The following is a 13,052-nucleotide window of genomic DNA, read 5'->3' as shown; positions in this document are numbered from 1 at the left end:
GAGCCCGATACAATATCGAACTCATTTTTATAATTATTAATTTTTAATCTGTCCAAACTTTTGGGTGCAGTCTATAATTCAAGTCGCTTTTTTAGTTTTTAAAACTTATTTTTAAGGGACAATTGTTGTAAATAAATAGGTTGCAAAAAGGGTTAATAAAACAATTCCTTGTTGAATATTTGTACGGCCCGAACTTAGAGATAAATAAACTGTAAACAGCGAAAGTACCAATAAGACAGAAGATTTAGCATCGATACCCAACGTAACTTCTAATCCTGTAAAATAACATACAATTGCAACAGCTGGTATCGTTAATCCGATTGAAGCTAAAGCAGAACCTAAAGCCAAATTAAGACTTGTTTGTAAGCGGTCTTGTTTCGCAGCTTTATACGCCGCTAAGCCTTCTGGTAATAAAATAACTCCAGCAATAATAATTCCGACCAACGATTTTGGAGCTCCAAATTCCATCACAATTGATTCGATGGTAGGCGATAGTTTCTTAGATAATAATACAACTGCAACAAGTGCAAATATTAATAAAACTAAACTAGAAATGGTTGTTAGTAGATTAGGTTTTTCAACATGTAATTCGGAAACAACGTTATCAGAACTATTTTGTGGAAGGAAATAATCTCTGTGTCGAATAGTCTGTACAGAAATAAATCCGCCATATAAAATAAGAGAAATAATTGCGACAAAAATTAATTGGGAAGACGAAAATTCACCGCCTTTTTCTGATGTCAAAAAGTTGGGTAAAACTAATGTTAAAATAGAAATAGCAACCAAAGTAATAAGGGCTGTCGAAACACCTTGTTTAATGAAATTTTGCTCCCTAAAACGAACACCTCCTGCCAATAAACATATTCCTATTATTCCGGTTAAAATAATCATCACAGCTGCAAAAACAGTGTCTCGCGCCAGGACAGATGGAAATCCAGTCGATTCTGACATCATCAATGAGACAATTAATGAAACCTCGATTACAGTGATGGCTAAGGCTAAAATTATGGTTCCGAAAGGTTCGCCTACTTTATGCGCTACAACTTCTGCATGATGTACAGCTGCTAAAACTGCAAAAATTAATATGATTCCTAAAACTGTAGAAAACCACACTTGTTCTTTAAATTGGTCGGCAAATCCTAACGAAAAGATTGCTATAATTGGGCAGATAATTGTCCAATAAGGTAATGTTAAATTGAATTTTCTTGAAATAAAATTGTTTACATGCATTCAATAGATGGTTTTGGATTAGCTACAAAAATAATCAATAATATTGATAATTAACATGTATGATTATCATAAATAGTAATGATTGTACATTGTTTTTTGTTAAATTAACGGTTTAACTAATGATTGTCATTAGAAGAGTCTCAATAAAAAATTAAATTTGCACCATGTTAAACGTATCTGACGAAAAGTTAAAAAAATGGTTCGCTACTGCTTGTGTATGGGAAACGGTAAGTTGTGTACTTTTGTTTTTAGTCGCAATGCCGATTAAATATCAATTTGATTATGTGCTGCCTATGCCATTTGCAGGAAGTTTCCATGGTTTCTGGTTTACAGTTTATCTGCTGTTACTTTTCAAAGTTAGAAAAATTTACAAATGGGATGATGAAGATTTTATCATTTACATAATGTATGCTTTTATACCTTTTGCAACTTTAGCAGTACATAAAGTGATTAAAGAAGATAAAAACAATCAATAAAAAAGGCTTCATCGTGAAGCCTTTTCTATTTAATAATCATATATCTTTCGCCATTTAGCAATTGTATTTCTACTTATTTTATATTTTTCAGCAATATAGGTATTGGTGTAATTATTCTTTTTCTGAATATTTAATATTTTCTGAATAGAGTTTAAATCATACGATTTGTGTTTTTGATTATCAGTAGTTTCGTTAGTGTTTAATATCTCTGATAGTTTGATGACATCCAAAACATCCATTCTTTTTTTAAAAGCTTTTTGGTTTGTTGAATTTTTTCTGGGAACTTTTTCTGAATAATCTCTTTATAAATTTTTTGGTAGTTTGGTTTTTGCATGATGAGTAAAATTTAATTTTGAGGTAGATATTTCTTTATCCAATTATGGATGGTATTTTTAGGTATATTGTATTCATTCGAAATTTCTTGAATCTTTTTGTTTTCAGTTGTGTATAAATCCAAAACAAAGTCAATAATCTCTTTTGTATAGACACTTTTTCGAAAGCTTGGTAATACAGAACTTGTGGAGGAAGTTGTTTTAGAAGAGTTTTTTGGAAGAGGAGAAAACAAAATAATATGTTGCGAATAGATTCTAAAAAAATCATACTCTAATAATTTTGACCATTTGAGCAAATCATCAGTTAAGATACTTTTACTCTTGAATTGTGCTTTTATTTCTTCTTCTGTATAAGTCTTAAAAAAAGCAATAATTCTTGATGTGTCAATGTCTAATTCGTTCACTCTTTTTTTAATCAAAGAGCCAATGTGTATATTTTTCATAAGGTAGTAAAATTCGGTAGGATAAATATTGTTTCTGTATGTTAAAAGAAGGTTTCGTTATATTGAATTTATTTTATAAATTTATGCGACTAAATTAAGTATAATGATTATTCAACCAAGAACAAGAGGTTTTATTTGCATTACAACTCATCCTGAGGGAACTGCAAAAAATGTTCACAATCAAATTGAGTACGTAAAATCAAAAAATATTTCAACTGAAGGACCAAAAAAAGTATTGGTAATTGGAGCTTCGACAGGTTTTGGACTGTCATCTCGTATTACGGCTGCTTTTGGTTATAATGCAGCAACAATAGGTGTTTTCTTCGAAAAACCAGCTGCACCAAGAAAACCTGGAACTGCAGGGTGGTACAATACAGCCGCTTTCGAGAAAGAAGCGCACGAAGCTGGTTTGTATGCAAAAAGTATCAACGGAGATGCTTTCTCAGATGAAATTAAACAACAAACGATTGATTTAATCAAAAAAGATTTAGGTCAAGTAGACTTAGTCGTGTACAGTTTAGCTTCGCCACGTCGTACACATCCTAAAACAGGTGTAGCTTATTCTTCAGTTTTAAAACCAATTGGTGAGCCATTTACAAATAAAACAGTTGATTTCCATACAGCAAGTGTAACGGATATTACAATCAATCCAATCGAATCGCAAGAAGAAATTGATAACACAATTGCAGTAATGGGAGGTGAGGACTGGAAATTTTGGATGGAAGATTTGAAAGCCGCAGGCGTTTTAGCCGAAGGTGTTAAAACAGTTGCTTATTCTTATATCGGACCAGAGTTGACACATAGAATTTACAAAGATGGATCTATTGGTATGGCTAAAAATGATTTAGAGAAAACTGTTCCAGTGATCAATGAATTATTAGCTGACTTGAATGGTATTTCGTACGTTTCTGTAAATAAAGCATTAGTTACTCAGTCCAGTTCCGCTATTCCAGTTGTGCCATTATATGTTTCATTATTGTACAAAGTGATGAAAGATAAAAATATTCACGAAGGAACAATCGAACAAATGCAACGTTTGTTTGCAGAGCGTTTATACACAGCGAACGGAGAAGTTCCTTTAGATGAAAATGGACGTATTCGTATTGACGACTTAGAAATGAGAGAAGATGTACAAAAAGAAGTGGATGATTTATGGAAAATTGTCACTTCTGAAAATATCAACGAAATTTCGGATATCAAAGGTTATCGTGATGAGTTTTTCCAATTATTTGGATTTAATTATGATCAAATCGATTACGAAGCAGATACGAACGAATTGGTAACTGTTCCAAGTATTTCATAAAATAATTTACAAAGATATAAAGCCTCAGAAATTAATTTCTGAGGCTTTTTTTATTGTTTTGTTTCCGAGAGTTAGTGGAAGATGATGGCTACAATAATAGACAGTTAATCTCTTATTTATTATCGAGAAGCGTTAATTCCAATATTATTTGTTGAATAAAAATACTTTTTTGTATTATTATGAATTAGGTTTTATTTTTTAATGAATTTTGTAGAAATCCTTTGTCCATTTTTAGTCGTAATAACTCCTAAATAAACACCTGGAGTAAGAAATTCTACTTGGTTAATTTTACGTGTAGAATTTAAAACATTTTTTCCATTAAAATCATAAACAGACAAAGACAGAAACTCAGGATTTATTACTTCTAATACCTGATTTACAACCGTTGTTGCTAAAGTAGCAGTTGCATTACTAAAAATCTCCGTTGTTCCTAAAATGCTTTCACCTTCAATGCTAAAAGTTATACCTGTAGCTTGACTTGTCCATTTATCGTTGGTAAATACTTTCGCCAAACTCGTTCCCGTTTTGTTGTTTGCTGGATAGAAATGCCAATCGGTCAAATTAGATGGATACGCTGCATCAATATATGCGCTAAAAACGATCCAATACTTACGATCTGCTTCTAATTTAATCGCATGATTACTCAAATCAATTTCAAAATCTTGGCTCATCCCTTGAGATACCAATTTTATTCCATCCATCGATTGTAAGGATTTGTAAATAACGTTTTGCGTTCCAGGTTCGGTTGTCAACTCTTCAGCTTCTATAATATAAAAGTCAGTTGACTTTAAAATTGAAGAAAGATTTTGCATAATTTGTACACCATGTAAAACCACTTTCGATAATGTAGCAGTTGAGGTTAAAATAAAGTCATCCGCTGCATGAATAGTTCGGGAAGATGAAGAAGCACTTATTGCACTTCCTTCAGATGCTTGTTCCTGTGTAAATAAAAGCGTCGTTTGCGCATTAATGAATTGGCAACTAAAAATTAGTCCGAATAAAATAGATAAGTAATTTTTTTTGTTCATATTGTATTAATTTCAGCTAATATAATCTTATTTATATTTGTACAAAATCAAAAATTAAGAATATCTGGCTAACTTTATTTGTACAATAAAGACTGATGTAAAATCATTAGCTTTTAAAGTAGAAATACTTCACAAAACTTTTAGGAATGGAGTCTCTTTGTTACATGTGAAACTTACATTCTCTTATCAATACTTTATGAACGAATTATACTCCCACTTACATCGAATAAACTACGCTATTACTCAGGTATAGATGTATTATAAATGCATTATATAGGTAGTATAAAAGCGTTATAAAGGTAGTATAAAGGCGTTATAGAAGGAAGAATGTAAGTGTGAAAATTGAAAGAACTTTAGAAAAAATAGGAATATCTCTAATTTATTGATTTTCAGATATAAATATAGTGATATTATAGCCGAATTAAATAAATATTTTATCAAAATTAATTTACTAATTTAGTCTACGATGATGTGACTTATTTACAATTCTATATTTTCTAATGCTTGTAAACGGATAGGTAGAGTGGTTATTTTAAACTAATCGATTGAAAGTAAAATATTAATCCCTATGTCGCAGAGAGTGAGGGATTATTTCATATTCCCAATAAAAGTGAAAGTGATTCTAAGAAAATATTTGATGCTTTGCATCTACAAATTTTCGTTTTCTTTTTGGTTTTTATGAAAATATAATTTTCAACAACTTCAGAAAAACAAAAAACCCAACAGATTACTCTATTGGGCTTTATCAGCGGAGAGTGAGGGATTCGAACCCCCGGAGGTGTGACCCTCAACAGTTTTCAAGACTGCCGCATTCGACCACTCTGCCAACTCTCCTACACAGCGTTTACTGCCGTATTGCGAGTGCAAATATAGAACGCTTTTTCGTTTTTCCAAACTCTGAAAACAATTATTTTAAAATTATTTTTTAACAAAATGATTATCAATCGAATATTTTTGAGGTTTTTTATTGGCTATGGCCTTACAGACCTTAAATTTGCACTTTAGTTTAAATAATAGCCATGAATAATTCCGTTGAATATACATCAACTCAAAAAAATCGAATTCGTTTAGCCGTTTCGTTGTTCTTTTTTTCACAAGGTTTAGCTTTCTCATCTTGGGCAAGTCGAATACCAACGATTAAATCAGAATTAGGAATTTCAGAAGGTCAGTTAGGAACTTTATTGTTGTTGATGCCAATTGGTCAATTGTGTACAATGGCGCTTTCGGGCAAGTTAGTCGCAAAATGTGGAAGTAAAAACGTATTGCAAATTGTTGTTCTAATTTATCCAATGCTTCTTTGTTGTATTGGTTTAGCACAAGACTTTTATCAATTAGGAGCAGTTTTATTCTTTTTTGGTGTAGTTGGTAATATGTGCAACATTTCTGTGAATACACAAGGTGTTGAGGTCGAAAAAATATATGGTAAATCAATTATGTCGTCATTTCATGGTGCGTGGAGTATTGCTGGTTTTACTGGAGCTTTGATTGGTTTATTGATGATGAATTTACATATCAATACATTTTATCATTTTGTACTTATTTATGGTTTAATTGTATTGAATTGGATGGTGAATAAGAAATATTTGGTTGATTCCATTCCGTCTCCAGCAAAGGAAAAGAAATCTATTTTCTCAAAACCTGATATAGTGCTGGTTCAATTAGGAATAATAGGTTTTCTAAGTATGGCGACAGAGGGTGCGATGTTTGATTGGAGTGGTGTTTATTTTCAAGATATTGTAAAAGCGCCTCAAAATTTAGTTGTCGTAGGCTATGCTTCTTTTATGGTGATGATGGCTACAGGTCGTTTTGTTGGTGATTATTTTATCAGTAAATATGGGAAGCAGCGTATTTTACAAATTAGCGGAATATTGATGTTTTCTGGCTTGATGCTTTCGGTATTTTTTCCTCAATTTATAGTGTGTACCATTGCTTTTATGATGGTGGGACTTGGTGTGGCATGTAATGTGCCAACGGTTTATAGTGTTGCCGGAAAAAATAAGAATGTTAATCCAGGAGTAGCTTTGGCAATGGTTTCGAGTATATCTTTTTTAGGATTTTTGATGGGCCCTCCACTTATTGGATACATTGCAGAGGTTTCAGATTTGAGATATTCTTATGCGCTATTTGCATGTTTCGGATTGATTATGGTTTTTATGGTTGGAAGGATGAAAATTTTTAAGGCATAATAACAGTTTTCCTTGAATATTTTTCTATTAAATAGGTTTTATGAACTTTTAAGTAAAAAATAATTCCAATAAAATAGCAAACAACATCAATTACATCACCGGTATAATTCGTAGAATATTTTGGCATAACAACTTCCATTAAAATTGATAAAACAATAGCTGTAATGATTAAATATGATGTTGGATAAATGTATAATTGTCCGTTATATTTTAGTTTCGAAATGATATAACAACCCAGATGAGTCATAGCAGGAACAGCAAAAATATCCGTTAAATAATGATTGATATAGTCGATTTCGATGGCATAAATACGTGTAATTTTCACGAAAATCCAACCTAATAAATAGAGACAAAAGTAGGGGTCGAATAATTTCATTCTTACACCACAAGTAGAATAATCAAAACACAAAAAATACCCAAAATTGCAAGAAATATAAAAAACGCATCGTCTATTAATTTTTGTGTGGTACTTCGTTTATCTTTATTTTCCATTATTCAAACAAATTTTTACAAAATTATTTTATTCATTTAGAATAGCATAAGACGAATGTCATTGTAAAGTGTTTAAAATAGGATAAGGCTATTATTTAAAACAAATTTCTTAACTTTAATTGTGTGAATATTGTTAATTTCATCAATAAAACCGTCATTTCGAGTGGAATTCTGAAAGAATTTTGTATCGAGAAAAAGGTTTTTGAAGGTGAAATTCTATTCTCATACAATTTTTCTTTATTTTATTTCGAAATGTTATTCGAACTGACGAATTTTAATTCAAAATACATAACGGGTTAACTTTAATAAATTAAATAATTGATCATGAAAATACTTTTATTATTTCTTTTTCCAATTTGTCTTTTTGCACAAGTAGAAGTGCAAAATGGTAATTTGAAGAATAAATTGACAATTCCATTTGCACAATCAATTGGCTATTTTGACTCAAAGTATAAACAAAATTTATCGCTTGAGAAGAATAATAAATTGATGCAAGATTATGTAAAACATCATAATAATCAACTGACAACGGTTTCTCCTCTAAATCCTATTGAAGAAAGAATTGAGTATAGATTTGATGATTCTATGACCATAGCACAAAATTTAATTAGAAGTATTATACATGAGATATTTTTAAGTAAACCATTGAAATTAGGGAAATAAAAAAGCCCAATCTTTTGATTGAGCTTTTAAAATACTATAAAAAATATATAAAAAATTCTGAACTTAGAATTTAATATCCTCTGTTGTAGCGATTAAATCTTGTAATGTTTCACGGCGACGAATTAAATAATCTTTGTCATCAATTAACAAGACTTCCGCTGGTTTGAAACGCGAATTATAGTTTGATGCCATCGAGAAACAATATGCTCCTGCATTGTGGAAACATAAAATATCACCTTCGCTAATTTCATTTATTTTACGATTCGATCCAAACGTATCTGTTTCACAAATGTACCCTACAACAGTGTAATAACGACTACGTCCTTCTGGGTTAGAAATATTTTCGATTTCGTGGTGAGCGCTGTAAAACATTGGACGAATTAAATGATTAAATCCTGTGTCTATTCCAGCAAAAACAGTAGACGTTGTTTGTTTTACAACATTTACAGATGCTAAGAAAGATCCTGCTTCAGAAACCATGTATTTTCCTGGTTCAAACATTAGTGTTAATGGTTTTCCATACGCTTTTTCAAATGCATTGAAACGTGCTGATAAACGTTCTCCTAAATATTCGATATCTGTTTCATCTGCTCCTGGATAATATGGAACTTTAAATCCTGATCCAAAATCGATGTAAGATAAATCCTTGAATTCTGCTGCAACTTCAAATAAAATTTCTGCTCCTTGTAAGAAAACATCAATGTCCAAAATATCAGAACCTGTATGCATATGTACTCCGTCCAAATGTAAACCTGTATTTTCTACAACACGTTTGATATGTGGTAATTGATGAATAGAAATCCCGAATTTAGAATCGATGTGTCCTACCGAGATGTTCGCATTTCCGCCCGCCATAATATGCGGATTGATACGTACACAAACTGGATATTTAGGAAAATCTTGCCCAAATGTTTCTAAAACCGAAAGGTTATCAATGTTGATACGAACGCCTAATTCAATTGCTTTTTTGATCTCTGCATACGAAACGCCATTTGGCGTATAAATGATTTCTTTCGGTTTGAAACCCGCCATTAATCCTAATTCTACTTCTTGAATAGAAACTGTATCCAATCCTGAACCAAGTGATTTAAAATACTTTAAAATATTAAGATTTGTGTTCGCCTTACATGCATAATTTAACTTTAAACGTTTGACTGTAGAAAATGCATTGGTCATCTTATCATATTGCGATTTTATTTTGTTCGCATCATATACATATAAAGGTGCACCATATTTTTGCACCAATTCTAATAGACGTTCTCTATTCAGTTCCATTTTGTTTAATTTTTTGTTTAAAGTTAAATTTCAGTTGCCAAAATTACGGAAATCAAATGGTTTTCTGACGATAATTCAGAATAAACTTGTTAAAAATCAATAAATTCGAATTTAATTTAAAAGATTAGTTTTTATTTCGAATATTATTCGTTAATCTAAGTTTTAACCCTTCCACCATTCTTTGAAATAAAACACCGAATCGTTCAGATTTACTGTTTCACCGATCATCGGAGTTAAAATATCAACCTTATTCTGCTTGCCATATTCCACAACTTTTTCTAAAGGTTCGTCCCAAGCATGTTTTGCTAATGCAAATTTTGCAGCATGTACAGGAATTATGTGTTTCGCTTTTAGATCGGTAACAATAGCAGGAATATCCGTTGGTAATGCATGAATGTATTTCCACGCATCGTTGTATTGTCCATTTTCGAGAATCGCAAAATCAAATGGTCCATATTTTTCTCCTATTTCTTTGAAATGTGTGTCATAGCCACTGTCTCCACCTAAGAATAGTTTTTGCGTTGGGGTTTTCAAAACATAGGAAGTCCAAAGTGTAACGTTGCGTTTAAATTTTCGACCAGAAAAATGACGAGCAGGAGTAAAGGTTATTTCAAGATTATTCTTCAACTTTATAGTTGTATACCATTCTTCTTCGATTAATTGTTCTGGTAAATAATTCCATTTTTCGAAATGCGCACCAACACCTAATGGCAAAATTACTTTATTCACTTTATGTTGTAATTCTTTTACCGTTTCATAATCCAAATGATCGTAATGATCATGTGAAATCACTAAATAATCAATCTTCGGAAAATCCTTTGTATGGTAGGTATTTGCTCCTTTAAATGCTTTATTGAAAATTGGTAAAGGTGATCCATGTTCACTAAAAACAGGGTCAATTAAGAAATTAATTCCATTTAATTGAATGTAATAAGACGAATGTCCCAACCAAATGAAGATATTTTCAGATGGATCAATTGATAAAAGATCTGTTTGAATATGAGGAATTGAATCTTTTGGAGAAATATTCGAGTCTTTTTTACCGAAAATAAAATCCCACATCACTTTTTTAGCATCATAGCCTTCTGCAAAAGCAGGTGTGTGATTGAGGTTTTGAAACTGTCCATTTTTATAATGTTTAGATTGTTTCATTCGTTCCAAACGTTCTCCAGTAGCTTCTGCACCAAACGTATTCATTTGTAGAATGGCAAAAGTTAGTAGTGAAAATAAAATAATGAGAGAAAGAATGAAGTAAAACATTTGTTTAAAAACTTTTCGGTGATTGATTTTTTTCATTTGGTTCAAAAATATAAAATGTTTTCAAATTGATAAGTTGTAAAAGGTAATGTAACATTTGTAACTTTCAAATTAAATTACTTTTATCAATTTTGTAACCGATTAGAAAAGTATAACGAATGGAATTTATCTTACAACCTTGGCCATGGTACGTTGGTGGCCCAATAATCGCAATCGTAATGTTATTGCTGATTTATTTTGGAAAAAGTTTTGGATTTTCATCTAATTTCAGAACCATTTGTTCTGCTTTTGGAGCTGGAAAATCATGTGATTTTTTCTCTTTTGATTGGAAAGCACAAAAATGGAATTTATTATTCTTGGTGGGTGCTGTAATTGGAGGTTATCTATCGGTACATTTTTTATCAGATAATCAAATTCCAGCAATTTCAGAAGCGACAATCGCACAATTAAACGAAATGGGTTTTGAAAGTGCAGGAAAAACATATTCTCCTACCGAAATATTCGAAACTATGTCGATTAAAAATATTGCCTTATTATTTGTAGGTGGATTATTAATTGGTTTCGGAACACGCTATGCAGGTGGTTGTACATCTGGACACGCAATTTCTGGTTTGAGTGATTTGCAATTACCTTCATTAATTGCTGTAATCGGATTTTTTATCGGTGGACTTTTAATGGTTCATGTATTGTTTCCTTTAATTTTTTAATTTCATGAGAAGTTTAGTTTATATCATATTAGGTATTATCTTTGGTGCAACCATGTATAAGGCAGAAACAGCCTCTTGGTTCAGAATTTTTGAAATGTTCAATTTTCAATCTTTCCATATGTACGGATTTATTGGTTCAGCATTGGTTGTCGGAACGATTGGAATTCAATTAATGAAAAAGAAAGAAGCAAAAGATATTAATGGTCAGAAAATTGTGATTCAACCCAAAGCAAAATCGATTGCACGTTATTTAATCGGAGGTATTTTCTTCGGTTTAGGTTGGGCATTAGTTGGAGCTTGCCCTGGTCCAATTTTTGTATTGTTAGGTGCTGGTGTTTATCCAATTTTAATTACAATTGCTGGTGCATTAATAGGTACTTTTGTTTACGGAAAAGTTAGAAATAAAATCCCACATTAAACATGATAAAAGAGAAAATAGAAGCAACTTACCCTTATCAATTTGAAGATGAATTGTTGGATGAAATTAATGAATTAGGTTCATTGATCGAGTTCAAAGCAAATGATGTCATGATCGATTTAAACCAATTTATCAAAGGAATGCCCATTCTTTTGAAAGGTGCTATTAAGATTATGCGCGAGGATTTTGATGAAGGTGAATTGTTGTTATATTTTCTTGAAAAAGGGGATACATGTGCCATGACAATGGCGTGTTGTTTGGGTGATAGACAAAGTAAAATTCGTGCTATTGCCGAAACAGATGGTGAATTGGTGATGATTCCGATTACTAAAATGGACGAATGGTTAGCGAAATATGCTTCTTGGCGTCGTTTTATTTTTGATAGTTATAACAATAGAATGGAAGAGATGTTGGTTGCGATTGACAATTTAGCATTTAATGACATGAACCAACGATTGAAAAAATATCTGTTGGATGTTGCAAGTATTAACAAAGGGAAAGTGATTGTGAAGACACATCAAGAAATAGCATACGAACTCAATACTTCTCGTGTGGTAATTTCTCGCCTTTTGAAAGCATTAGAAAAAGAAGGTTTCCTTCAATTAAATCGAAACGAAATCACGATTAATTAAGAATCATACAATAAAAAAGGAATCTCAAAATTGAGATTCCTTTTTTATTCTTCAGTATAATCAATAATATCACCTGGTTTACAATCTAAAGCTTTGCAAATTGCATTCAAAGTTTCGAAACGAATTGCTTTAGCTTTTCCATTTTTTAGAATTGATAAATTGGATAACGTAATGCCAACTTTTTCACTCAATTCATTTAGCGACATTTTTCGTTTTGCCATCATGACATCTAAATTGATAATAATCGCCATAATTTATATCGTTAAATCGTTTTCTTGTTTCATTTGAATACTTTGTTTTAAGGCTATAGCGAATACAAGTGTAAATAAACCTGCTGATAGAGATGAAATATCAATCATATTATTCTCAGAAATAATGAAATTACTGTTTACAAGATATTTTTCTAATTGATTATTTTTAATAAAATTTAATAAAGAGTCTATTAAAGTGAAACCGATAACGGCAAATCCATTGTACAATAAAGTATTGTATGTGCTTTTTTCAAATAATTCACCGTTAATAAATCTTTTAATTAGCCATGTTCAAGTTATAAGTGCAACTGGCCAAGTAGATTTTAGTTTTTCGATAGGGCTAATATAGCCAAACTTTC

The 13,052-nt window shown here is 31.3% G+C and carries 15 protein-coding genes and 1 tRNA gene; 7 read left to right on the top strand and 9 right to left on the bottom strand.

Annotated features, from left to right (window positions below; translation table 11 throughout):
- Positions 1–111 precede the first annotated feature (111 nt).
- Positions 112–1,230 (bottom strand): calcium:cation antiporter, encoded by a 1,119-nt coding sequence (locus tag HX088_RS12895; RefSeq protein WP_286484360.1) that lies wholly within the window; start codon positions 1,228–1,230, stop codon positions 112–114.
- 164 nt (positions 1,231–1,394) lie between these two features.
- Between HX088_RS12895 and HX088_RS12890 the strand changes: the two genes are divergently transcribed.
- The gene (locus tag HX088_RS12890) at positions 1,395–1,706 is read left to right on the top strand and encodes a DUF3817 domain-containing protein (RefSeq protein ID WP_171622864.1); all 312 of its coding nucleotides are present in this window, start codon (positions 1,395–1,397) and stop codon (positions 1,704–1,706) included.
- A 29-nt stretch (positions 1,707–1,735) separates the two neighbouring features.
- Here HX088_RS12890 and HX088_RS12885 read toward each other — a convergent pair whose 3' ends face one another.
- Both HX088_RS12885 and HX088_RS12880 read right to left on the bottom strand, forming a co-directional pair.
- Positions 1,736–1,945 carry a hypothetical protein gene (locus HX088_RS12885; protein ID WP_171622865.1) on the bottom strand — a complete coding sequence of 70 codons (210 nt, stop codon included), beginning with the start codon at positions 1,943–1,945 and terminating at the stop codon, positions 1,736–1,738.
- A 107-nt stretch (positions 1,946–2,052) separates the two neighbouring features.
- Positions 2,053–2,481 carry a transposase gene (locus HX088_RS12880; RefSeq protein WP_225539046.1) on the bottom strand — a complete coding sequence of 143 codons (429 nt, stop codon included), beginning with the start codon at positions 2,479–2,481 and terminating at the stop codon, positions 2,053–2,055.
- Between the two features lie 103 nt (positions 2,482–2,584).
- Between HX088_RS12880 and fabV the strand changes: the two genes are divergently transcribed.
- Positions 2,585–3,784 carry an enoyl-ACP reductase FabV gene (gene fabV / locus HX088_RS12875; RefSeq protein ID WP_188319694.1) on the top strand — a complete coding sequence of 400 codons (1,200 nt, stop codon included), beginning with the start codon at positions 2,585–2,587 and terminating at the stop codon, positions 3,782–3,784.
- A gap of 191 nt (positions 3,785–3,975) precedes the next feature.
- Here the strand turns inward: fabV and HX088_RS12870 are convergent, their stop codons facing one another.
- Both HX088_RS12870 and HX088_RS12865 read right to left on the bottom strand, forming a co-directional pair.
- Positions 3,976–4,812 carry a T9SS type A sorting domain-containing protein gene (locus HX088_RS12870; RefSeq protein WP_286484358.1) on the bottom strand — a complete coding sequence of 279 codons (837 nt, stop codon included), beginning with the start codon at positions 4,810–4,812 and terminating at the stop codon, positions 3,976–3,978.
- Positions 4,813–5,561: 749 nt separating this feature from the next.
- Positions 5,562–5,646: transfer RNA gene (locus HX088_RS12865), tRNA-Ser, on the bottom strand.
- Between the two features lie 185 nt (positions 5,647–5,831).
- Between HX088_RS12865 and HX088_RS12860 the strand changes: the two genes are divergently transcribed.
- Entirely contained in the window at positions 5,832–6,998 is a 1,167-nt protein-coding gene (locus HX088_RS12860) for an MFS transporter (RefSeq protein WP_171622869.1), read from the top strand.
- On the opposite strand, the gene HX088_RS12855 is transcribed toward HX088_RS12860, so the two are convergent.
- Positions 6,988–7,374 carry a hypothetical protein gene (locus HX088_RS12855; RefSeq protein WP_286484357.1) on the bottom strand — a complete coding sequence of 129 codons (387 nt, stop codon included), beginning with the start codon at positions 7,372–7,374 and terminating at the stop codon, positions 6,988–6,990. The two genes, HX088_RS12860 and HX088_RS12855, sit on opposite strands and share 11 nt — an antisense overlap.
- Positions 7,375–7,814: 440 nt before the next feature.
- On the opposite strand from HX088_RS12855, the gene HX088_RS12850 reads away from it, so the two are divergent.
- The gene (locus HX088_RS12850) at positions 7,815–8,153 is read left to right on the top strand and encodes a hypothetical protein (protein ID WP_284584055.1); all 339 of its coding nucleotides are present in this window, start codon (positions 7,815–7,817) and stop codon (positions 8,151–8,153) included.
- Positions 8,154–8,216: 63 nt separating this feature from the next.
- Here HX088_RS12850 and lysA read toward each other — a convergent pair whose 3' ends face one another.
- Positions 8,217–9,428, bottom strand: coding sequence for a diaminopimelate decarboxylase (lysA, locus tag HX088_RS12845; RefSeq protein WP_286484356.1), 1,212 nt, complete (start codon positions 9,426–9,428; stop codon positions 8,217–8,219).
- 162 nt (positions 9,429–9,590) lie between these two features.
- Complete coding sequence (locus tag HX088_RS12840; protein WP_286484354.1) at positions 9,591–10,724, bottom strand: MBL fold metallo-hydrolase; 1,134 nt, start codon at positions 10,722–10,724, stop codon at positions 9,591–9,593.
- A 119-nt stretch (positions 10,725–10,843) separates the two neighbouring features.
- On the opposite strand from HX088_RS12840, the gene HX088_RS12835 reads away from it, so the two are divergent.
- From HX088_RS12835 to HX088_RS12825, 3 genes are read left to right on the top strand one after another with little or no spacing between them, the layout of a single operon-like run.
- On the top strand, positions 10,844–11,392 hold the full coding sequence (locus tag HX088_RS12835) for a YeeE/YedE family protein (protein WP_225539051.1): 549 nt from the start codon (positions 10,844–10,846) through the stop codon (positions 11,390–11,392).
- Between the two features lie 4 nt (positions 11,393–11,396).
- Positions 11,397–11,810, top strand: a complete 414-nt coding sequence (locus HX088_RS12830) for a YeeE/YedE family protein (RefSeq protein ID WP_171622874.1) — start codon at positions 11,397–11,399, stop codon at positions 11,808–11,810.
- A gap of 2 nt (positions 11,811–11,812) precedes the next feature.
- Positions 11,813–12,442 carry a Crp/Fnr family transcriptional regulator gene (locus tag HX088_RS12825; protein WP_171622875.1) on the top strand — a complete coding sequence of 210 codons (630 nt, stop codon included), beginning with the start codon at positions 11,813–11,815 and terminating at the stop codon, positions 12,440–12,442.
- A gap of 44 nt (positions 12,443–12,486) precedes the next feature.
- On the opposite strand, the gene HX088_RS12820 is transcribed toward HX088_RS12825, so the two are convergent.
- The gene (locus HX088_RS12820; RefSeq protein ID WP_225542153.1) at positions 12,487–12,693 is read right to left on the bottom strand and encodes a helix-turn-helix domain-containing protein; all 207 of its coding nucleotides are present in this window, start codon (positions 12,691–12,693) and stop codon (positions 12,487–12,489) included.
- Positions 12,694–13,052: the final 359 nt, after the last annotated feature.

Source organism: Empedobacter sp. 225-1, from assembly GCF_030328185.1.
Lineage (GTDB): Bacteria > Bacteroidota > Bacteroidia > Flavobacteriales > Weeksellaceae > Empedobacter > Empedobacter stercoris.
Note: the sequence above shows the minus strand (reverse complement) of the source record. Positions and strands in the feature narration are given on the sequence as shown.